Here is a 22,901-nt window from a genome sequence, read left to right as displayed (position 1 = left end):
TATTGAATAATCGCGCTATCGCATTGTCTTATAGCATATTATTATCTCTATTAATTAAATTTTAATGAAATTGAATCTAATGAAGCTATGCACCGGCACAATCGTGTCAGCAGCTCTGGTGTATGGAGCCGACAAGGCTCTCGCAGCATCACCCGATGCCATGTACTCCACCTTTGAAACCTACGACGGCAACGATCTCGAACTCGTTGTCGACTCAAAAGGCACTCATTTTACCTTGTGGTCGCCTGAAGCACAGGAGGCACATGTGTTACTCTATCCCACCGACCGTAACTCGGCCGCAACCGACACCCTCGCAATGAAGCGTAGCGAGCGTGGCACATGGCGTGTTTCGGTTCCCGAACAACTATACGGCAAATTCTACACTTTCCAGATAAAATACAAGGGCAAATGGCTTGACGAAACTCCCGGAGTGTGGGCCAAGGCCGTAGGGACCAACGGCCACCGTGCCGCCATAATAAACTTTGCCGACACCAACCCTGAAGGCTGGGCCAATGACCGCGGACCCGCATTGAAAAGCATCAATGATGCCGTAATATACGAGATGCATCATCGTGACTTCTCGATGCACCCCTCATCGGGCATTGTGAACAAAGGCAAGTTCCTTGCACTTACCGAAGAGGGAACCCGTTCACTTCTCGGCGACAAGACCGGAATCGATCACCTGAAGGAGCTTGGCATAACACACATCCACATTCTGCCCTCCTACGACTACAACAGCGTCGACGAGTCGCAGCTGCCCTCCAATCAGTACAACTGGGGTTACGACCCTTACAACTACAACGCTCCCGAAGGTTCCTATTCGACCAATCCGGCCGAACCCGAAACCCGTGTGCGCGAAATGAAGGAGATGGTCAAGGCTCTCCACGACAACGGCATCGGCGTTATCATGGATGTAGTCTACAACCACACCGCGCAGAACGATGACTCCAATTTCTCGCTCACCGCACCGGGCTACTACTACCGTCATCGTGACGACGGTAGCTACAGCGATGCTTCGGGCTGCGGCAACGAAACCGCATCGGAGCGCCAGCAGATGCGTGACTTCATCATCAACTCAGTGAAGTATTGGGCCGATGAATATCACATCGACGGATTCCGATTTGACCTCATGGCCATTCACGACATTGAAACCATGAACGAAGTTGCAGCCGAGCTTAAAAAAATCAATCCCGACATATTTGTCTACGGCGAAGGCTGGACCGCAGGTGACTCTCCCCTCCCCGTTGAAAAACGCGCATTGAAGGACAATGTGTCACAGATGCCTCAAGTAGCCGTGTTCAGCGACGACTTGCGTGACGCTGTGAAGGGACACTACACCAATGCCGCCGATCGCGGATTTGCCACAGGCAAGCCGGGTAACGAGGAAACAGTTAAGATAGGCATCGTAGCTGCAACCGATCACCCCCAGGTTGACTATTCAAAGGGTAACAATTCAAAGAAGCCCTACGCACTAAGCCCGACACAGGTGATAAACTACGTTTCATGTCACGATGACCTGACGCTCACCGACAAGCTTATCAAGTCGCTTCCCGACGAAAGCACCGCCGACCGACAGCGTGCGGCAAAGCTTGCGCAGACTATCGTGTTCACTTCACAGGGCACACCCTTCATGTTTGCCGGCGAAGAGATATTCCGCGACAAGAAAGGCGTCCACAACTCCTATAAATCACCCGATTCAATCAATGCAATCGACTGGAGCAAGAAACACGAAAACGCCGATCTGTTCAGCTACTACCGCGAGCTTATAAAGCTCCGCAAGAGCCATCCCGCATTCCGCATGACAACTGCCGAGGATGTGGCAAAGCACATCGTATTTGACAACACCAACAACGAGCCCAACCTCATCTCTTACTCAATAAAGGATAACGCCAACGGTGATGCCTGGAAAGAGATAAAGCTGATATTCAACGGCTCCGACGATTCAAAGGAAGTAAAGGTGCCCAAAGGCAACTGGATTGTAGTGGCACAGGACGGTCAACTCAACGCTGAAGGATTGGGAATGAGCAAAGGCGGCAAACTGACAGTCGCTCCACGCTCGGCACTTATTCTCGCCAAAGAGAAATAATCGACATCGACCACTCACAAAAAATAGCGCGGTTTCCGTTAAAGGAGCCGCGCTATTTTCATCTATTATATGTCTAAAATTATTGCTTTACATCAAATCCTCTGCGACGAAGCGCATCGAGTGTCTTGTAGGCCATCGCCTCACGGTAATAGCCAATGATGTGTCCCGCCCAGTCGTTGTCGGTTTTGGTCCCTGTACGAGTGGCATTGTACTCCGAAATCTCCTTGTCATATTTCAGCAAATCGGGCACCATGTTGTCACGCCTGTAGGCATTGTGGAATATCATAAGCTCACGCGGCTGCTTGGGTTTCAAATCGGGCATTTCGCGAGGAACGCCTATGGCAAGGCCGCACACAACGAATACACCTTCAGGCAAGTCCATCATCTTTGCTATCGCTTCGGGAGCTGCGGTGCGGGCATAACCGATGGGACACGTACCAAGCCCGCATGACTCAGCGGCGACAAGCGCACTCATAAGCGCAAGGGCAGCATCGACCACGCCTACGATAACACCGTCGGCAGTGTGAGTGAAGCCCGGCAAATCTATGAGTTTTGCATCAGCAATGGTTCTTATCTTATTGTAGTCGGCACAGAAAAGCATAAACCTGCGACAGGTCTTAATCTGTTTCTGTCCGGTCAACTCATATAATTTTTCCTTAACACTCTGGTCATCTATGTCGATTACCGAAAACTGCTGACCGTTATAACTGGTCGGAGTATTCCTGATAGCCTCATAGATTAAGTCCATCGTTTCCTGCGGTATATCGTCACGCTCGTATCTGCGTATACTACGCCGGTCCAATAATGTAGATTTTACATCTTTCATGATCTAATTACAAGAATAAAGTAGGTAAGCACTCCAAGTTTGCATAAACAACACCCGAATCATCGATAAAGTTCATCGATTCGTCATGTTTTTCAGCCTCTTTTCCGCAATCTTAATGAATTTGTGACGACACTCACGCTACTTAACGCCATCAATGCACAGGCAATCATAGGGTTTAACAGATATCCCGTAAAAGGATACAGCAATCCGGCTGCAACAGGCACGGCGATTACATTATAAATAAACGCCCAGAAAAGATTCTGCCTTATGATGCCAACCGTGGCACGTGACAGCTTTATGGCCTGGGGCACCTTCTCAAGATTATCCGATATTATCGTCATCTGGGCCACATCTATGGCCACATCACTTCCCGACCCCATTGCAATACTAAGGTCGGCCATCGACAATGCCGCGCTGTCGTTTACACCATCACCCACCATAGCCACCTTGCGTCCGCTATCCTGAAGCGACTTTATGTATTGCCACTTGTCGGCTGGTGTCACGTTGCCTTTGTAATGTTCTATGCCCACACGGCGTGCAAGCAGTGACGCGGCCTCCGAAGAGTCGCCGGTCAATATGTGCAGCTCCACATTCTCATCACGCAGCATTTCAACCGCACGCAACGATGTCGGCTTTACAGCATCGGCCACGGCATACAATCCCATGACCCCTTCATTTTCCGACGCGATGTAGACTACCGAACAACCGTCGGCCGCCCATTTAGATGCCGTGGCCGAAACCTCGGCGGGAATTGTCACACCGTTGTTGCTTAAAAGCCGCTCATTGCCTACAAAGTAGTTTATCTTATCCACCTGGGCGCGCAATCCCTCTCCGGGGATGTTACGGAACGCAAGTACGAGCACCGGCTCACAGTCGGTAAGGCTTTCAACTATTGCGGCAGCCAACGGATGACTCGACCTGCGCTCAATCGAATAGAGCACGTTACGTGCATGGGCATTATCGCTGACAACCCACATGCTGTCGACCACTTCGGGCTTTCCCTTGGTCAATGTGCCTGTCTTGTCGAGAACAACAGTATCTACGCCCTTGGCGATTTCAAGACTCACAGCGTCACGTATCAATATGCCCTCCTCGGCACCGCGCCCCATTCCCACCATCAAGGCAGTGGGTGTGGCAAGTCCGAGAGCACACGGACAGGCGATAACCAACACAGTTATGGCCGACAATATTCCGTAAGTGACGCCGTTATCCTTGGCGAAAAACAGCCACAGCAACAACGTTACGACCGATAGGCTTATAATAACGGGGACAAATACCGATGCAACTTTGTCGACAATGCGCTGTATCGGCGGCTTGGAGCCTTGCGCCTCCTTAACCAGGGCGATTATGCGTGACAACATGGTCGACGACCCCACGCTTTGGGCCCGGTAAGTGAAGCTGCCCTCGCCGTTGACCGTTCCGGCAAACACCTTGGCTCCCTCCCTTACGGCTACAGGCATCGGCTCGCCTGTCATCATGCTTTGGTCGACATGACTTTCTCCATCCACAGCTATGCCGTCAACCGCAATCTTCTCCCCGGGACGGGCAAGCAGTATGTCACCTATCGTTATGTCGGAGATTGACTTCTCAACCTGCGTGCCGTCGGGCAACACCACGATGGTGCTTTTGGGCCGAAGCCCTATCAGATTCTTTATCGAAACAGCAGTGCGTTGCTTGGCACGCTCCTCAAGCATGCGCCCTATCAAGATAAACGTTATTATACATGCCGCCGCGTCAAAATAGACATGAGGCATAAGACCGTGACGCAACCACACCTCGGGGAATAGAGTATTGAATACGCTAAACAGATAAGCGATGCCCGAACTCAACGCAACAAGAGTGTCCATGTCGCTTGAGCCCTGACGCAGGCGCTGCCAGGCATTGACATAGAACTGACGGCCGCCAATAATCACTACCGGAGTGGCAAGACACCACAACAGCACATTTACAGCCGTTCCTCCGTGATGGAATGCAAACGACACTATCAATATCACTGCGGTAAGCACAGCCGAGAATGTCACGTTTCTTTTTACTTTTCGCATCTCGGCCTCACGCATCCGGTCAAGCTCCTCTTCGCTCATCTCGATGTGGAGCGTATAGCCGTAACGCTGTACCGCATCACGCATCTGTTCAGGAGTAATCACATCGGGATCATATTCTACACTCGCCTCACGTGAGGCAAAGTTGGCAACAGCCTCCTTAACTCCGTCAAGAGAGTTCAGCACCGACTCGACCTTACCGGCACAAGCGGCACAGTGCATACCGCTCACAGGATATATGGATTTTTCTTCTTTTAATTTTGCCATGAATTATGAATTTCGGATTTGTTGTTACAAATATACAACACTCCGATTAATTTAATGTCACGGCAAAACCGAATATTTGAGAACTGACAATGTCACTCTATGACAGCGATGCGCATCAAGTCGGCATCAAATGTGTCGCGATTTATAGCCTTGGCCTTAACCTTGGCACGATAGGCATATACGGTATTGATTGAATATCCAAGAAATTCCGCAATACGACTTCCATCGTCAACGCCAAGACGAACAAGAGCATATATACGCAGCTCAGTAGGCAGCTTTCCGTCAGTTGGAGCGACATAACGCTCCTCTTCCCGCAACAATGAATTAAGCTCCTCAAAAAATGACGGATATATGTGCAGAAAGGCATTGTCGAATATCATGTAGAACTCCTTACGCTGCTCATCCATTATGCGCCCCGACTTGGTTATACCATATAAGTCCTCAATCTGCCCCGAAGCAAGTTTACGGTTTACGGTTTTGCACAGATTGCCAAGGCGCTTGGTCGACAAAGCACACATGTCAAGAAAATTCTTAAGATAAGTTTCCTTCGCGTTATTGGCTTGCGCGATACGGGCATGCGCCTTACGCAAGCGAGCCATATCTCGACGATAATATATCAACGCACCAACTATTATTACAAGCCAGATTACCAAAGTAAATACCAACAGCCAAACAACAGTTGTGTTGTATTCACCCCTGTCCTTAAAACTTCGCTCCATCAGCACGAGCGACTCAACCGCAGGAGCGGCTCTACGGTTAGCATCACTCATCGATGACATGTCAATAGCAGCCGACAGGTAGCGATGTGCTCGGCTTATATCGCCGTAATCGTAGAGTAATTGTCCCATCGAGTGCAAAGCCAACCCTTCGCGACATCCACCCATAACCTCCGATATTGCAGTCTGTGAAATGAAGTAAAGTTGCTCGTTTAGTTTATTATCCTGCTGTTCGTAACAATAGTAGGCCAGATAAGAAGCTCTGGCATATTCCGGACTATAATCGGGAGCCCTTTCCATCACTTCAATCGCAGTAGCCACCCCCGCTCCATAGTTACCCATACGTATAAAGTTCTGGGCTTCGCACAATTCCCACTCCACTGAGCCGGGGACGATATACTTCATATACTCATGACGGTATTGGTTGCATAAATCATTATAGGGAGGCTTGGACAAATATACCATGCAGACCTGAAAGAACACCTCGGCGGCATTATTGTAATACATCGATCGCATGGAATCAGGAATGGAATCATCAGGAATAGCGAGAAACATATCATATCCCTCCTTAACAAATCCATTGCGAATGTGCGACTTTATCAACCTCAATTTGAGTTCAAGCCGAAGCGGCATATTGTCAGTCACTCGAGCGAGATCATAGCCGTTGCGAAAATAAGCAAATGCCGAATCGTTATTGAACGACTCATATTCCTTACCGACTTCCAGCATCCTATAGGCCTCACGCCCCACACCAACGGGCAATGACTTTATACTATCAATACGGTTAAGACGTGAAGCTATATACATATTACGATTTTCAAGGACCTTATCGAGCTGTTCAAGCACATTCTCGATATTCTCCGACGATATTATTATTGGAATATCGGAAGCCCGAGCCGTCCCTGCAAAAATAGCAATTATAAGCAATATGATTTCAATACTATTACGTTGCAATGGTATTATCTATTTTCTTTTACAATAGCAAAATTCAGGTTATACAATCCTATCACTTGACATTCAAAGTTAAATATCATTTATATATAATGCAACATTTTTAGCAAAGTTTAGGAGATTGCGCCTATTTTCATTATATCATTTTCAAAATTTTCACGATTGACAGCCCTATTCTTCAATCGGTTACGATAGGAATATATTGTATTCACCGAATAATTCAACACCTGAGCTATGCGCGTGCTTTCATCCACGCCAAGACGCATGAAAGCAAGAATGCGCAAATCGGTATTCAGCAATTCTCCGTCTCGCAGCTCTATGCGTTCATCAGGCTTTAGCAATGCGTTAACCTGTTCCACGAAATCAGGGTAGATGTGAAGGAAGGCCTTGTCAAAAGTGTCATAAAACTCACGGCTTTGCTCTTCGACAAACTTGCCCGACTTTGTCATCCTGTACAAGTCATCGGTGTGACCGGTCGAAATTTTCCGCTCGGCTATTTTACAGAACTGGTTAAGTTTATCCATGTATATGGTACAAAGATTCAGGAACTGACTCATATACATCTCCTTGATGCTATTGGCACCCTCAAGATGCTGCTGAAGCAACTTCATGCGCCTCATCTCCCGGCGCAGAACCAACAGCAGTATTCCCAGCACAATCATCATAACGGCCATTCCTCCGAGCACCATGTAAAGTCGGTGACGCCCGCGTTCAAGTTCAGTCCTGTGCACGGCACCGATCACCGGTAACGCAAGCGATGTCTGCAACATTCTCATCGACGCATTACACTCCACGGCATTACCCAACGCAATCGACAGATAGGAATAGGCTCGATCTATATCGCCAAGCTCATATAGTTTCACTCCAAGTTCTTGAAGCGACATGACCTCACGGGTAGCCGACTTTACATCGGCAATGGCCGATTTTGCAAGATAATACACATGCTCGTCATCCTTGTTTTTCAACGCGGCTATCTGACTTATGATATGAGCCGCACGTGCTCCCGTATTGGAATCGTCGCCAACCGAGTACAGCAACTCCGACAAAGTGGCCTCGGCCTCGGAATATTTTCCCGTTAGATAATAGTATTCACCCTGGTTCAACAGATATTGAGGTGTATCCTTAGGTATCACCTCAAGAAGACGCTTTTGCATGTCAACAGCCTTGTCATTCCATTTACGATAGGCATCGGGATAATTTCCGTAAAAAGAAGCGATATAACTGTACATCTGCCTACCCGACTCAAACGCAAGAGCCCTAAGTTCAGGCGGCAACGAATCTATATTCATACGTTCAAACCGGCTTACCGCTTCATCGATAAACCCCACAACCGGCAAATTGGAGATAAGCTTAAGCTCAAGTTGCATAGCCATGTCATGCTCGCCAATTGAGTCGGCAATCTGCATTCCGTGCCAATAGCTCACAAGAGCCGAATCAGTGAGATAACCCGAGTAACAGTCGCCAAGCTCCATAATAAGCCTCAATTGCTCCGACGAATAGGGTGCGCACTTCCTCATCTCATCCGACACCGAATCAATCTTCGATGCACGGCGTTGCATATAAAGGTCGCTGTGCTGCAATTCCATGTCAAGAATGTCCAATGCTCCCTGCACCTCCTGCTTCCCTACCATTGCGCAGTATACCGGCATCACACCAGCCATAAGCAAAATGACACTTACGACAATCCTAAACCACCAGTATTTGAAGTCACTGTTCATTGCTTCAATTTTTTATTCCGTAAAAATAATAATAATCTCGCAATAAGGCACCAACATCATGATATAAAATCATTTAAAATATTGTTCATTACAAATTAATTTCTTTACTTTGCACAACATCGCAATCTTGCATGCTCAATGATAATAAAATCCACTATAAACAAATCATACAGACTATTATCGGAATTGACCCGCATCACCTTTGCGTTCATATCCATCAAAAACATATCATTATATATGGCAAAAGGGCACTTGGCCGGTGATGTCACCCGCCTATCATGGACATCAACAATCCTGTTGCCGGCAATTGCCAAGCTAAATACCGGCTGTTAAAACCGCATAAAACCAACGACAATGGACATAGCCACAATCGACCATATCCCTTCATCATCGCGTCTTGCAGCAAGCATCGACACAATCGCAATATGCGACAATCTTAATGAGATAAAAGAACTCGTGCTTCCTGCAAAAGTTGACTTGATGTTGCTGATTCTATGTGAACGGGGCTCGCTGACATTATACTATGATTCATCGTGCCAGAAGATGACCCAACATAACATGATGGTGCTGCGTCCGGGACACATATTACACCGCTATGTCACATCGCCCGACTTCAAAGGGCACTTCATTAGCTTAAGTTCAAGCCTGCTCGGCGACATGCTGCCGCCGTTGGCCAAGACATTGCCGTGCTTTACTCATTTCCGCGACAATCCCGTAATAGCACTTACCGATGATGAAGTGGCAAGCCAGACCGAACTGCGTGACATTCTGCGTCGGAAAACCTATTCTCAAGGTCATCAGTATCAGGGCGAAGTCGTGCGCACTCTGCTTGAAGCGCTATTTTATGAAACACTGGGGCTTTACCTGGCTCACTGGTCATCGGTCGACAACACCAAGGAAATGAAGCGTCGTGACGCACTCCTCTACAACTTTATATGCATAGTTGAAGAGAATTTCCGCACCGAACGCTCTGTATCGTTTTATGCCGATAAACTATGCATAAGTCCCAAACACCTCTCGGCAACAATAAAGGAGGCAAGCGGACGCACTGCCAGCGAATGGATCGACTCCTACGTAATCCTGGAAGCGAAAACACTGTTACGCAACACCGGTCTTACAATTCAGGAAGTCAGCACAAAGCTCAACTTCACCAACCAATCGTTTTTCGGAAAATATTTCAAGCACCTGACCGGGCAGTCACCGAGAGCATTCCGCTCGTCGCCACAAACAATGTCGTCACTCAACACGAAATGACATATGGTGACATTTTAACCTATACGACTTATTTCTTGCTCAAGTTGTGGATTTATTGTAACTTTGCCCCTCTAAAACAATAAGCCCGAATGCTACGAATAAAGCGACTATATCTATTTATGCTACAGAGCTTTCTGCCTCTGTTTCTAATGACATTCCTGATATGTCTCTTTATCGTGTTGATGCAATTTCTGTGGAAAAACATCGACGACCTTGTGGGAAAAGGCCTTGAAATCAGCGTAATCGGCGAGCTTTTCTTCTATGCGGCACTATCAATGGCGCCCATGGCCCTGCCCCTCGCGGTACTGCTTGCGTCGCTGATGACATTCGGCAATCTTGGCGAGCGATTTGAGCTTACGGCCATGAAAGCGTCAGGCGTGTCGCTTATCAAAGCCATGCGACCGCTTATCATATTCATGGTCCTCGTTGCGATAGGCGCATTCTTCTTCCAGAACAACGTGCTCCCCATATCGCAGACCAAAATGTTCACGCTGCTATACTCGATGAGGCAGAAATCGCCCGAGTTGGAGATTCCCGAAGGAGTTTTCTACGACCAGATTCAAGGTTTCAACCTCTATGTCCGCGAAAAGAACCGTGACACCGGAATGTTGTATGATGTGCTTATTTACAATGTAAGCAAAGGCTCCGACAACGCTACAATCATATATTCCGATTCCGGAAAAATGAGCATAACCGACGACAAGAGCCACCTCATCCTGAAACTTTGGCAGGGAGAGCAATTTGAAAATCTTCGCGAACAGGGAGTGTCAGCCAACAATGTCCCCTATCGTCGCGAGTCATTTGACAACAAGGAAGTTATGATTGCATTCGACGCCAACTTCAACCGTATGGACGAGAGCGGAATGCGTAATCAGTTTGTGGGCAAGAACATGGCCGAGCTGCAACAGACCATCGACTCGGTCAACAAGCGTGTCGACAGCATCGGCGCCGAATATGGAAAGTCAATCAAGGAGATGGGCTATTTCGGACTGCCCTACTACACCTATCAGTCATCGCCCGAAGGAGTGTTGAGCATAAAGCAGAAAGAGGTCACAATGACCAAGCCGCTCGACATCGATTCACTGTTCCGAGGCTCCAACCCGTCATTTGCAAAGTCCTATCTGACCCAAGCATTGTCCAAGGCCAAGCGCATACGCCAGGACTACGAGTTCCGCTCCTACACGATGAACGACGACCGCCGCACGATACGCCGTCACCATATCGAGCTTATGAAGAAATTCACTCTCTCGGTGGCGTGCCTTGTGTTCTTCTTCATCGGCGCACCGTTAGGAGCCATTATACGAAAAGGAGGACTCGGAATGCCGCTCGTAATCTCGGTATTCCTGTTCATTTTCTACTTCATCATCGACAACACCGGCAACAAGATGGCGCGTGACGGCCGCATCGAAGTGTGGGAAGGAATGTGGTTATCGACATTCATTCTGCTGCCATTGGGAATATTCTTCACCTATAAGGCGGTAAACGACTCGGCGCTATTCAACCGTGACGCCTACACCAACTTCTTCCGCAAGCTAATAGGCCGCAGCGAAACCCGCAAGCTTGAAGTAAAGGAAGTGGTAATGACCGAAGTCGAAATACCCGAAGCTCTTTCAATGATCGACGGCCTGATTGCAAGGTGCAACGAATTTATGACCCTATACAAGGGACGACAAAGCTACATCGACTACTGGACTCAGGGCTACAACAGGCGCGAACTTCATGCGATAAGCGCCGACCTGGAGCACACGGTCGACTACATATCCAACAGCCGAAACCGCATCATCATACTGAAGCTCATGGAGCTTCCTGTCATGAAAAGCCTGTGGTTCTACCACCCCACCAACTACAAGTGGCTCGGATGGCTGTGCGCCGCAATGTTCCCCATCGGTATTCCTTTATATATCGCCGGGACACGTACTCAGGACAAGTTGAAAGAGGAAATACACCACATAATCACTACATGCAGTGAACTTGCTTCGCTGTTAACGGTTGATACAGAAGACACCGATAACTAAATTTTAGCAATATGGACGACATAAAGCTGGACAAAATAGACGAAGCCTTGAAGGATTTCCGCGAAGGCAAATTTGTAATAGTGGTTGACGATGAGGACCGTGAGAATGAAGGCGACCTCATTGTAGCCGCCGAAAAAATAACACCCGAACAAGTCAACTTCATGCTCAAGAACGCCCGAGGCGTGCTGTGCGTACCCATGACCATGTCACGCTGCGAGGAACTTGAACTTAACCATCAGGTGAGCAACAACACTTCGATGCTTGGCACACCGTTTACAATAACAGTCGATAAACTTGAAGGATGCACCACGGGCGTGAGCATCAACGATCGCACAGCTACAATTCGCGCACTTGCCGACCCGGCTTCGCGTCCCGAAACATTCGGCCGTCCCGGACACATCAATCCCCTTTACGCACAGGATAAAGGAGTGTTGCGCCGTGCCGGACACACCGAAGCCGCCGTCGACCTTGCCCGCTTATCGGGTTTGCAGCCCGTTGCAGCTCTCATGGAAATCATGAGCGAGGACGGAAGCATGGCTCGTCTGCCAGAACTTCGCCGTCGCGCCGATGAATGGGGATTGAAACTCATATCGATAAAGGACTTGATCGCCTATCGGTTGAACCAGGAGTCACTTGTCGAGAAAGGCGTAGAGGTAGACATGCCAACACAATGGGGACACTTCAGGCTGATTCCTTTCCGACAGAAGAGCAACGGACTTGAACACGTGGCTATAATAAAAGGCGACCTCGCAGGTGACGATTCACCGGCCCTCGTGCGTGTACATTCGTCATGCATGACAGGCGACATCTTCGGATCGAAGCGATGCGACTGCGGCGACCAGCTCCACCGCGCACTTGAAATGATCGAAAAAGAGGGTCGCGGAGCTGTAGTGTACCTCAATCAGGAAGGCCGCGGCATAGGGCTCATGGAGAAGATGAAAGCCTACAAGCTGCAGGAAGGCGGAATGGACACCGTAGACGCCAATATATGCCTCGGACACCTCGCCGACGAACGTGACTACGGCGTGGGAGCGCAGATACTTCGCGAAATCGGAGTACGTAAAATGCGCTTAATGAGCAACAATCCGGTAAAGCGCGTCGGACTTGAAGCCTACGGACTTGAAATAACCGAGAACGTGCCTATCGAAGTTGCGCCCAACGAATACAACATCCGTTACATGCGCACCAAAAAAGAGCGCATGGGCCACAATCTGCACATGTAATTAAGGAATATTCCCAATTTTTACGGAGGCCGTCATAAACACATGACGGCTTCTATTGTTATATATATGTGACGCGGGGGAGGTGACAATTTGTCAACCTCTTTTGTCACGTATTGACATTGGCACAATATATGCTAATAGAGTACATGAAAACTGAGTGAAACTGAATAATCACAAAAAACATATATCTAACAAATTAAAAATAAAAAGCTATGAATATCCAACCATTGGCTGACAGAGTATTGATAAAGCCCACTCCCGCCGAGGAGAAGACCTTGTCAGGTATCATCATTCCCGATTCAGCAAAAGAGAAGCCCCTGCGCGGCACAGTCCTCGCTGCAGGAAAAGGCACTAAAGATGAAGAAATGGTGGTTAAGGAAAATGATGTTGTAATGTTTGGCAAGTACGCCGGCACCGAGATTGAGCTCGACGGTGAAAAGCTTCTCATCATGCGTCAATCTGACATTTTGGCAATCGTTAAAGACTAAAAAAGGAGAACAGAAATCATGGCAAAAGAAATTAAATTTGATATCAAGGCTCGCGAAGAGCTCAAGAAAGGCGTTGACGCTCTCGCCGATGCAGTTAAAGTAACTCTTGGTCCTAAAGGCCGCAACGTTATAATCGATAAGAAATTCGGTGCTCCCCACATCACAAAGGACGGTGTGTCGGTGGCTCGCGAAGTAGAACTCGAAGACCCCTTCCAGAACATGGGCGCGCAGCTCGTTAAGGAAGTTGCATCAAAGACCGGTGACGATGCAGGTGACGGTACAACCACTGCAACCGTTCTCGCACAGTCAATCATCAACGTAGGCTTGAAGAACGTAGCCGCCGGTGCCAACCCCATGGACATCAAGCGCGGTATCGACAAGGCTGTAGCAGCCGTTGTTGAGAACATCAAGGGTCAGGCCGAGGAAGTAGGCGACGACTTGAAGAAAATCGAGGATGTTGCTCGTGTATCGGCCAATAACGATGCCGAAATCGGCAAGCTCATCGCCGAGGCTATGCGCAAGGTAAAGAAAGAGGGCGTAATCACGGTTGATGAAGCCAAGGGAACCGAAACCACCGTCGACATCGTCGAGGGTATGCAGTTTGACCGTGGCTACATCTCACCCTACTTCGTTACCAACACCGAGAAGATGGAGTGCGAGATGGATCATCCCTATGTACTCATCTACGACAAGAAAATCTCGTCGCTCAAGGAGATGCTCCCCATCCTCGAAGCTACTGCCCAGAGTGGTCGTCCGCTCATCATCATCGCCGAGGATGTAGATCAGGAGGCACTTGCAACACTCGTTGTGAACCGTCTGCGTGGCTCGCTCAAGATTTGTGCAGTCAAGGCTCCCGGATTCGGCGACCGTCGTAAGGAGATGCTTGAGGACATCGCAGTACTCACCGGCGGAACAGTTATTTCACAGGAAAAGGGCATGAACCTCGAATCGTCGACTATCGACATGCTCGGCCAGGCTGAAAAGATTACTGTAAACAAGGAAAATACCACCATTGTAAACGGCTCAGGTTCCAAGGAAGCCATTGCTCAGCGTGTAGCTCAGATAAAGGCTCAGATTGAAACCACTACAAGCGACTACGACAAGGAGAAGCTCCACGAGCGTCTTGCCAAACTTGCCGGCGGTGTGGCAGTGCTCCACATCGGTGCTCCCTCCGAAGTTGAGATGAAGGAGAAGAAGGACCGTGTCGATGATGCATTGAGCGCAACCCGTGCAGCCATCGCCGAAGGAATTGTTCCCGGTGGAGGCGTAGCCTACATCCGCAGCATCGCAAGCCTTGAAAACCTCAAGGGCGACAACGATGACGAAAACACCGGTATCGCAATCATCAAGCGTGCTATCGAAGAGCCTATGCGCCAGATCGTAGCCAATGCCGGAGTAGAAGGCGCCGTTGTTATCCAGAAAGTTAAGGAAGGCACAGGCGACTACGGCTACAATGCACGTACAGGCGAGTACGAGCATCTCTTTGCAACCGGCGTAATCGACCCCGCAAAGGTAACTCGTGTAGCCCTTGAAAACGCTGCATCAATCGCCGGAATGTTCCTCACCACCGAATGCGTAATTGCCGAGAAGAAGGAAGAGAATCCTGCTCCCGCAATGCCTGCCGGAGGTATGGGCGGAATGGGTGGAATGATGTAATACCCTACTTAAATTAACACCGAGGTGCATTGTCAATTGACAGTGCGCCTCGTTTGTTTTTACCCACAAAGATGTGCGCATAAATGAAGCCTAACATTATGCTGAAAAATATGCCTGTCCGGTTACGCCTCTTCAGAATTAATTACTAACTTTGCAACGAAAATAATCGCGGTAGTAGCTCAGTTGGTAGAGCATTAGCTTCCCAAGCTAAGGGTCGCGGGTTCGAGCCCCGTTTACCGCTCCATCCACAAAGCGCTGATTTTCAACCCAATCTGAAAATCAGTGCTTTATTATTATATTATTGTTAATATATTTATTTTGCTCCAAGTATAAATGCTTTTTGCAATTCCTGCGGAAAAATATCTAAACGGTATTTGAATTTTTCTGTTTCTGAAAATATTTCCACCACATACTTTGAGTAGTCATTAAATTGATATGTATTATAGGCACAAATTCGTTCCGGAGGAGTGAATATGTGACCAATAAACCTATCAACATTGTCCATCGCCGATGTTGGCGCAATTTCTGATGTACAATTCATTGTATAAATAGTCACGGTTCTCATCTTTTTTGGAGCCAGAGAACGATAACCATGCTCGTATGATCCGAATGGGAAGCAAAGTCGTTCAAGAAAAGACTTCATTGCTCCGGTTACATCCATAAGATATATGGGACTTGCAATTACAAGACAATCAGCAGTAGACGCTATCTGCAATACTGATGCCAATTCATCCTGAACGCAGCATCGTCCATAACTTTTGCCTTCTTTCAATTTGCAGGAAAAACAGCTAATACACCCCTTGAATGTGTAATCGTATAGATGTACTCTAACGATTTCCCCTTCAGGATGCTTTGATTGAAAACCGTTGACAAACGCCTCACAAATTTTCGCAGTATTGCCATTCTTTCTGGGGCTGCCGTTTATTATGACTGTTTTCATCGTTAATATGATTTTTAAGACTCGATTGTTATTATCGTTTTTATATTATAAAATTCACTAACTTTGTAGCGCAAAGTTAGGTGATTATCAATGCAGAAGCAATAACTTACCAATTGGTTTGACCCTTACCGAAAAGTTAGTTTTATTCATAATCAGCTCCTTTTCTCAACCTTATATGGCAAAAAAATTAGACTACGAATACTGCAAGGCTGCTCCGATGCTTGAATGGCTCGGCAATAAATGGGCACTGGTCGTTCTCATGAAAATATCGGAGAATGAGCCGGTACGCTTTAACGAACTTTACCGCAATATTCCGTCAGTATCGGAAAAAGTATTATCGCAAGTGCTCAGTCAATTAACTATAGACGGCATAATACAACGGAAACTGTTCCCCGACATACCGCCACATACCGAATACTCGGTAACCGACTTAGGAAAGACTCTGTTACCTCATGTCATATCCCTCGCAAATTGGGGGCGAGAACACTTCGATACAATAATCTCAAATCGACAAAAATAGACAAAAACGCCCAATTATATCATAGCTACTTAATCTCTCTCAAAAACGAAGGCCCACCATTGATCCAATGGAAATTAGAAGCAATAACTGTCCATAATTTAAGGATTCCCCTATATAAACGACAACGGCTCCACCTGAGTGAGGTGAAGCCGTTGTTATTTAATAAATTAATCTATTAGAGATTGCGGAGGTTGAACTTTGCAAACTCAAGGTCGTTCTGAGCCTTGGCAGCAAGTGTGTTGTCGAGCTTTATAGCCTGACGGAGGTTGTTCATAACCATCTTTTCATTATTGGTGCGGGCACCAAGTATTGCGGTTATATAGAATGTAGTGGCATTGGGGTAAACCACGCCTGAAAGTGTATTCTTAGCCTTGCTGTAATCCTTATTGAGAATCTGGGCAAGAGCGGCATTGTTGGTCTTGCTGTCGCCAAATGCACGTATGGCTGAATTGTAGTCGCCCTGCTTCATGTAGTAAACGCCAAGAGCGTCACCGAGAGCGGGAACACCGGCTGCGTTACCAAACTTGGCTGTAGCCTCCTTGTAGTTCTTGTTGAGCAACGACACAAGTCCGAGGTTCATCTGAGCCTCACCGCTTTCGGGTGCGAGGCGTGCAGCCTGAGCGAAGTTGGCTTCAGCTGCCTCATAGTCCTGGTCGATGTACTGGCACATACCGAGGTTGTTGTAGGCACGATAATCCTTGGGATAAAGCTCAATGGCTGTATCATAAATTTGAAGACGCTTGTCGTTGTTGTCGGTCAGCGTTGCTGCATAAAGTATCTCGTCAACCGAAAGAGCCTTGGGATTTAAGGAGTAGATGTTCATGATCTCCTCGTCGCTCTTGCCTATTACATCGATTGATGCAGTGATGCGAGAGTAACGCAACTGGGGAAGAATCTCCTCGGCAAGCTGATCAAACACCGATGAAAGATTACGTATTTCGCGCTCGCGCTGCTCGGGATCCTTATACATTGAAAGAACGCTGAGAATCAACTCCTTGTCCTGAATGTTGCTTGCTGCAACAAGACGCTGGAAACCTTCCCAGTCCTGAGGAGTGAAATTGGCGGTCAATTCACCGAATTCCGAGATGTTGTCCTTCTTAAGCTTGTTCTGAACATAGCTCTTGGTATTCTTCTCACGATTCTCGGCCAAACGGGTGTTCAGTTCTACACCACCATCGGGCGATGCATAAGAAGTGATGTTTATCTCCTTGATTTCGCGACGATTGTCCTCATTAGCCTCGGCAATCTCCTGATGGAGGTTGTTCATCTCGGCTGTGCGCAACTGACCGTCACGTATATTGGCCTGATTGATAAGGAACTTTATATCGGCATCAAATTTCTCGTTGATGATGCGCTGGAACTTGTCGGGAGCAATTGCAGGCGACACTGTAGCGGCATCAGCAAGAGCGGCAGTAGCCACAACACCGTCGGCCACCTTAACGCGCGGAAGCGCATACTGCTTACCACCCTGACGCACTGTGAATGCCAGGCTGAGATTGCTCTTAATCATTTCGGGATTGTAGTTGTAGCTAACGGGGATGGTCACTGTACCGCCACCGTCGTAGCTGATTACCGGATTGTTACCGCGCACCTTCTCGCCCTGGAATGTGTAGGGGGTCGATGCGATTTCGGTTCCGTTGAATTCAAGGTAGGGAGTCACCGTAACCTCAGCATTCTTCACAAAGAATTTTCCCGGGATTTTACCTGTAACGGTTGCGGGCACCTTTTCACCCACCACCTCAAGCGGATTGGGATTGACCGAGAAGTAATCAGCTCTGAACTGATTCATCTTCTTGCCACAACCTGTAAAAACTAAAGCACTGCCCAAAATGAGCGCATAGCAAAATTTGCTGTTCATGATGATTTTGAATTACTGTATGAATTTAAATGAATAATCGATTTATAGCACTACAAATATACTACAAATTTCAAACATTATTAGCTTAATGCGGCCACATATTTGTTAAATTATCTCATTAATTTCACATCATGTAGCATCGCAACAACATTTAATATCCTTTTATGAAATTATTACACGGAAAATCGTAAATTTGTAGAATCATTTAACCAAAAACTTTCTAAATTCAATTTTTCAGCCGATGAGAAGATGGCGAATTGACGACAGCGCAGAGCTGTACAATATCAACGGATGGGGATTGACCTATTTCTCCATTAACGAAAAGGGCCACGTACAGGTGACCCCTCGTGAAGGCTATGCCTCGGTCGACATCAAGGAGGTGCTTGACGAGCTTCAGGTGCGTGATGTGGCAGCCCCGGTATTGCTTCGTTTTCCCGACATTCTCGACAACCGTGTCGAGAAGATATCGAGGTGCTTCAAACAAGCGGCCGAGGAGTATAAATATAACGCACAGAACTTCATCATATACCCGATAAAGGTGAACCAGATGCGTCAGGTGGTGGAAGAGATTGTGTCACACGGCAAGAAATTCAACATCGGACTTGAAGCCGGCTCAAAACCTGAGCTTCACGCCGTGCTCGCAATCAACATCGATGAAAATGCCCTCATTATATGCAACGGCTACAAAGATGAGGACTATATCGAGCTCGCCCTGCTTGCTCAGAAGATGGGTCGCCGCATATATCTTGTTGTAGAGAAGCTTAACGAGCTGACTCTCATAGCCGAAGTCGCCAAGCGACTGAAGATAATGCCTAATATCGGAATACGCATAAAGCTCTCCAGCTCAGGATCGGGAAAGTGGGAAGAATCAGGAGGCGATCAGTCAAAATTCGGTCTGAACTCAAGCGAACTCCTGCAGGCTCTCGACTTCCTTGTTAAAAACAAGATGACCAGCTGCCTGAAGCTTATCCATTTCCACATCGGAAGCCAAATTACAAAGATACGCCGCATCAAGAATGCGCTGCGCGAGGCTACGCAATTCTATGTGCAGCTTACAAAAATGGGATTTGACATCGAATTTATCGACATAGGCGGAGGACTCGGGGTCGATTACGACGGCACCCGCAGTTCGGCAAGCGAAAGTTCGATGAACTACTCAATCCAGGAGTATGCCAACGACTCGGTGTCGGCACTCGTTGACGCCTGCACTAAAAATGGGCTTAAACAGCCTAACATAATAACCGAAAGCGGACGCTCGCTTACGGCTCACCACTCCATACTCATATTCGAGGTACTCGCCACCACATCCCTGCCCCAATGGGACGATCGTGAGGAAATAAGCCCCGACGACCACGAGTTGGCACGTGAGCTGTACGACATCTGGGACAAGCTAAACCAGCCGCGAGTATTCGAGAGCTGGCATGATGCACTTCAGATACGCGAAGAAGCACTTGACCTCTTCAGCCTCGGAATGCTCGACTTGCGCACACGCGCCCAAATCGAGAAACTGTTCTGGTCGATAGCACGCGAAGTAGGTGAAATTGCATCGTCGATGAAACACGCTCCCGAAGAGTTGCGAAAAATCGCAAAGATGATTCCCGACAAATACTTTGCCAACTTCTCGCTGTTCCAGTCGCTGCCCGACTCATGGGCCATTGACCAGGTGTTCCCCATAATGCCCATATCGCGTCTTGACGAAAAGCCAACGCGTAATGCCACGATACAGGACATCACCTGCGACTCCGACGGAAAGATAGCCAACTTCATATCCAACCACGGAACATCGACATCACTCCCTGTGCACACCCTGCGCAACAATGAGTCCTACTACATCGGAGTGTTCCTCGTCGGCGCTTATCAGGAAATTCTCGGCGACATGCACAACCTGTTTGGCGACACCAATGCCGTACACATAAGCGTCTACAAGGACCGTTACGAAATCGACCAGATAATCTACGGCGAAACCGTGGACGAAGTTCTCGACTACGTGCAGTACAATCCCAAGAAACTCGTGCGTAACGTGGAAACATGGGTTACCGCCTCAATGAAAGCCGGTCGAATATCTCCCGAAGAGGGCCGTGAGTTCCTCAGCAACTACCGCTCGGGACTATATGGCTACACTTACCTTGAAAACGACTGAAAACGACGACATGTCACATAATCAACGTTACTTCATGCGCCTCTCCTACAGAGGCGCATCTTTTCACGGGTGGCAGTCACAGCCCAATGCCGTAAGCGTCCAGTCGGCAATCGAGCTTGCCATGTCACGCGCCTTGCGCATTCCGGTAAAAATCACCGGAGCGGGTCGCACCGACACCGGTGTCAATGCCCGGCTCATGGTGGCACATTTCGACTTGCCGCAGCCCATTGCCGACAAAGCCGCGTTATGTCGCAGCCTAAACGCAATGGTCGGGCCCGACATAGCCATCGAGGGAATCTACGAAGTAGCGCCCGACGCACATGCCCGGTTCGACGCCACATCACGCACCTATCACTATTACACCCACACGGGAAAGTCGCCGTTTCTCTACCCGCTGAGCTGGCAGGAACCCGCGTCACCGCTCAACTTCGACATGATGAACCGCGCGGCGGCAATGCTGCTCGACATCGACGACTTCACCTCATTTGCCAAACTGCACTCCGACAACAAGACCAACATCTGCAATGTCACACATGCCGAGTGGTCGACAGTCGACGGTGACGCGTCACGCCATGCATTCATCATTACGGCCGACCGCTTCCTCCGCAACATGGTGCGTGCTGTAGTAGGCACACTAATCGAAGTAGGGCGAGGCAAGATGACGCTCGACCAGTTCAAAAAAGTGGTTGAGGCTCATGACCGATGTGCCGCCGGAACATCGATGCCGCCTCAACCGCTATTTCTTTGGGATATAACCTACCCCTTTGAGTATATTCGCTAAGAGCCGGTTCTAAAAGTCAGTCGTGTTGAATATGTTCAACACCTCGGGAGTCAGCTGGTCGCTTATCTCATAGAAAGGAATCCTCACATCGACACTGCCTTCGCTGTAAGGTGCTATCTCGTATGGGTTATAGTGAAACACCACATCATATCCCTGCAGATACACATTGTGCGACACATATATCTGATCGCTGAAAAATCCCTTGGCGTCAAGCTCCTTCAATGTCGACACACCGTTGTCGGCCATCAGCTCGCTCTTTATAGCCTTAAGTAACGCGTCACCTGAATCGGGCTTGAACATTACATTGGCATCGATTACCCGGCCCTTGTCAAGGTCGTAGGTTAGATAACGCGAGTTGGTGAGTCCGTGGGCTCCGCCGTCATATACGCTCGTCAACACCTCATATACCACATAGTGACGGCTGAAAGTAACGACCGATGAGATCATGTCACGCATATACACCATCGCACCCTCATTGGGCAGCGAGTCAATAGGCTGCATCGTGAACAGATCGGCACCCTCAGGGTTCTCTCCCGCTCTCACTATCGATTCATCGATGTTTATTGCCGGATCGTCAAACATCATCGACAACAGCGAGTCCTGAAGCACCTTTATATTGCAATCACCCATCTTCTCAGGCCATTGCACAGCCATCCTTACAACACTGAACACAGGTATCGAATCGTCAAACACCGCCGAAGCCCCTTTGCAGGCATAGGTACGATCAAATGTCTTGATTGTCTGCTTTACCTCAAAGTTGACAATACCCTCGGTAGTGACCGAAGCATCGTTATCTCCTTTCGATGCCGATTGACTGCAAGCCGACAAAATCAGCAACCCGGCAACCATAGGCGTGTAAAATTTCAAATTCATTTTGCTATATATTATTTTATTGTACAATATGCAACAATTGCATCCTGCATTACACAGTAACTAACGTTAGTATAACAACGCACATTCCTTTTTGCTTATTTCCGTAACATATTTGTAACCCTCCGGCGGGTTGTTTATTATTATATATATGTATATTCACACGAAAAATTGACCAATTAATAGGTAAAATCAACCTAATTGCGCAAAAAAAGCAACTTTGTGCATAGAAAAGTTTTAGTAATTCGATTAAAATTACTTACTTTGCACTGCAAAATCGCAAAAAACATTTATTAATAATAAAATTTTTACAACTATGTCAGAAATTGCATCTCGAGTTAAGGCTATTATCGCTGACAAGCTCAACGTTGACGAAAATGAAGTAACTGAAAACGCAGAATTCACCAAGGACCTTGGCGCAGATAGCCTCGACACCGTTGAACTCATCATGGAGTTTGAGAAAGAATTCGGCATCACTATCCCCGATGACAAGGCTGAAGGCATCACTACAGTTAAGGATGCTATCGACTACATCGAAGCTGCAAAGAACTAA

General features: G+C 47.9%; 17 protein-coding genes and 1 tRNA gene. 11 read left to right on the top strand and 7 right to left on the bottom strand.

Features of this window, described 5'->3' with window-relative positions; translation table 11 throughout:
• The first annotated feature begins 79 nt into the window (after positions 1 to 79).
• Positions 80 to 2,086: a type I pullulanase gene (gene pulA, locus E5354_RS00335; RefSeq protein WP_369698999.1), complete on the top strand. Its 2,007-nt coding sequence runs from the start codon at positions 80 to 82 to the stop codon at positions 2,084 to 2,086.
• A gap of 79 nt (positions 2,087 to 2,165) precedes the next feature.
• On the opposite strand, the gene E5354_RS00330 is transcribed toward pulA, so the two are convergent.
• The 4 genes from E5354_RS00330 to E5354_RS00315 form a co-directional block, all read right to left on the bottom strand.
• Positions 2,166 to 2,888, bottom strand: coding sequence for a nitroreductase family protein (locus E5354_RS00330; protein WP_246863696.1), 723 nt, complete (start codon positions 2,886 to 2,888; stop codon positions 2,166 to 2,168).
• A gap of 116 nt (positions 2,889 to 3,004) precedes the next feature.
• Complete coding sequence (locus E5354_RS00325) at positions 3,005 to 5,218, bottom strand: heavy metal translocating P-type ATPase (protein WP_135946032.1); 2,214 nt, start codon at positions 5,216 to 5,218, stop codon at positions 3,005 to 3,007.
• Between the two features lie 92 nt (positions 5,219 to 5,310).
• Positions 5,311 to 6,741, bottom strand: coding sequence for a DUF6377 domain-containing protein (locus tag E5354_RS00320; protein WP_135946031.1), 1,431 nt, complete (start codon positions 6,739 to 6,741; stop codon positions 5,311 to 5,313).
• A 257-nt stretch (positions 6,742 to 6,998) separates the two neighbouring features.
• Entirely contained in the window at positions 6,999 to 8,603 is a 1,605-nt protein-coding gene (locus tag E5354_RS00315) for a DUF6377 domain-containing protein (protein ID WP_135946030.1), read from the bottom strand.
• Between the two features lie 354 nt (positions 8,604 to 8,957).
• On the opposite strand from E5354_RS00315, the gene E5354_RS00310 reads away from it, so the two are divergent.
• The 6 genes from E5354_RS00310 to E5354_RS00285 all read left to right on the top strand — a co-directional run bounded on the left by E5354_RS00310 (position 8,958) and on the right by E5354_RS00285 (position 15,483).
• Positions 8,958 to 9,857 carry a helix-turn-helix domain-containing protein gene (locus E5354_RS00310; protein ID WP_135946029.1) on the top strand — a complete coding sequence of 300 codons (900 nt, stop codon included), beginning with the start codon at positions 8,958 to 8,960 and terminating at the stop codon, positions 9,855 to 9,857.
• 89 nt (positions 9,858 to 9,946) lie between these two features.
• Positions 9,947 to 11,872 (top strand): LptF/LptG family permease, encoded by a 1,926-nt coding sequence (locus E5354_RS00305; RefSeq protein ID WP_135946028.1) that lies wholly within the window; start codon positions 9,947 to 9,949, stop codon positions 11,870 to 11,872.
• 11 nt (positions 11,873 to 11,883) lie between these two features.
• On the top strand, positions 11,884 to 13,095 hold the full coding sequence (locus tag E5354_RS00300) for a bifunctional 3,4-dihydroxy-2-butanone-4-phosphate synthase/GTP cyclohydrolase II (RefSeq protein ID WP_123395992.1): 1,212 nt from the start codon (positions 11,884 to 11,886) through the stop codon (positions 13,093 to 13,095).
• A gap of 212 nt (positions 13,096 to 13,307) precedes the next feature.
• Positions 13,308 to 13,583, top strand: a complete 276-nt coding sequence (locus tag E5354_RS00295) for a co-chaperone GroES (RefSeq protein WP_135946027.1) — start codon at positions 13,308 to 13,310, stop codon at positions 13,581 to 13,583.
• Between the two features lie 18 nt (positions 13,584 to 13,601).
• Positions 13,602 to 15,239: a chaperonin GroEL gene (gene groL / locus E5354_RS00290; RefSeq protein WP_135946026.1), complete on the top strand. Its 1,638-nt coding sequence runs from the start codon at positions 13,602 to 13,604 to the stop codon at positions 15,237 to 15,239.
• 168 nt (positions 15,240 to 15,407) lie between these two features.
• Positions 15,408 to 15,483 (top strand) — tRNA-Gly (locus E5354_RS00285).
• A 69-nt stretch (positions 15,484 to 15,552) separates the two neighbouring features.
• Here the strand turns inward: E5354_RS00285 and E5354_RS00280 are convergent.
• A complete protein-coding gene (locus E5354_RS00280; RefSeq protein ID WP_135946025.1) occupies positions 15,553 to 16,179 on the bottom strand; it encodes a flavodoxin family protein in 627 nt (208 codons plus the stop codon).
• 175 nt (positions 16,180 to 16,354) lie between these two features.
• On the opposite strand from E5354_RS00280, the gene E5354_RS00275 reads away from it, so the two are divergent.
• Complete coding sequence (locus tag E5354_RS00275; RefSeq protein ID WP_135946024.1) at positions 16,355 to 16,699, top strand: winged helix-turn-helix transcriptional regulator; 345 nt, start codon at positions 16,355 to 16,357, stop codon at positions 16,697 to 16,699.
• Positions 16,700 to 16,874: 175 nt separating this feature from the next.
• Here E5354_RS00275 and E5354_RS00270 read toward each other — a convergent pair whose 3' ends face one another.
• The gene (locus E5354_RS00270; RefSeq protein ID WP_135946023.1) at positions 16,875 to 18,557 is read right to left on the bottom strand and encodes a tetratricopeptide repeat protein; all 1,683 of its coding nucleotides are present in this window, start codon (positions 18,555 to 18,557) and stop codon (positions 16,875 to 16,877) included.
• 241 nt (positions 18,558 to 18,798) lie between these two features.
• On the opposite strand from E5354_RS00270, the gene speA reads away from it, so the two are divergent.
• On the top strand, positions 18,799 to 20,697 hold the full coding sequence (speA, locus tag E5354_RS00265; RefSeq protein ID WP_135946022.1) for a biosynthetic arginine decarboxylase: 1,899 nt from the start codon (positions 18,799 to 18,801) through the stop codon (positions 20,695 to 20,697).
• On the top strand, positions 20,669 to 21,478 hold the full coding sequence (gene truA, locus E5354_RS00260) for a tRNA pseudouridine(38-40) synthase TruA (protein ID WP_135946021.1): 810 nt from the start codon (positions 20,669 to 20,671) through the stop codon (positions 21,476 to 21,478). Before speA ends, truA begins: the two co-directional genes overlap by 29 nt.
• 9 nt (positions 21,479 to 21,487) lie before the next feature.
• Here truA and E5354_RS00255 read toward each other — a convergent pair whose 3' ends face one another.
• Positions 21,488 to 22,351, bottom strand: coding sequence for an RsiV family protein (locus tag E5354_RS00255; RefSeq protein ID WP_135946020.1), 864 nt, complete (start codon positions 22,349 to 22,351; stop codon positions 21,488 to 21,490).
• A 313-nt stretch (positions 22,352 to 22,664) separates the two neighbouring features.
• Here E5354_RS00255 and E5354_RS00250 point away from each other — a divergent pair, with 313 nt between their 5' ends.
• Positions 22,665 to 22,901 carry an acyl carrier protein gene (locus E5354_RS00250; RefSeq protein WP_123396000.1) on the top strand — a complete coding sequence of 79 codons (237 nt, stop codon included), beginning with the start codon at positions 22,665 to 22,667 and terminating at the stop codon, positions 22,899 to 22,901.

The sequence above is a fragment of the Muribaculum sp. NM65_B17 genome, assembly GCF_004793735.1.
Taxonomy (GTDB): domain Bacteria; phylum Bacteroidota; class Bacteroidia; order Bacteroidales; family Muribaculaceae; genus Muribaculum; species Muribaculum gordoncarteri.
This window is presented reverse-complemented; position numbering and strand designations above follow the sequence as displayed.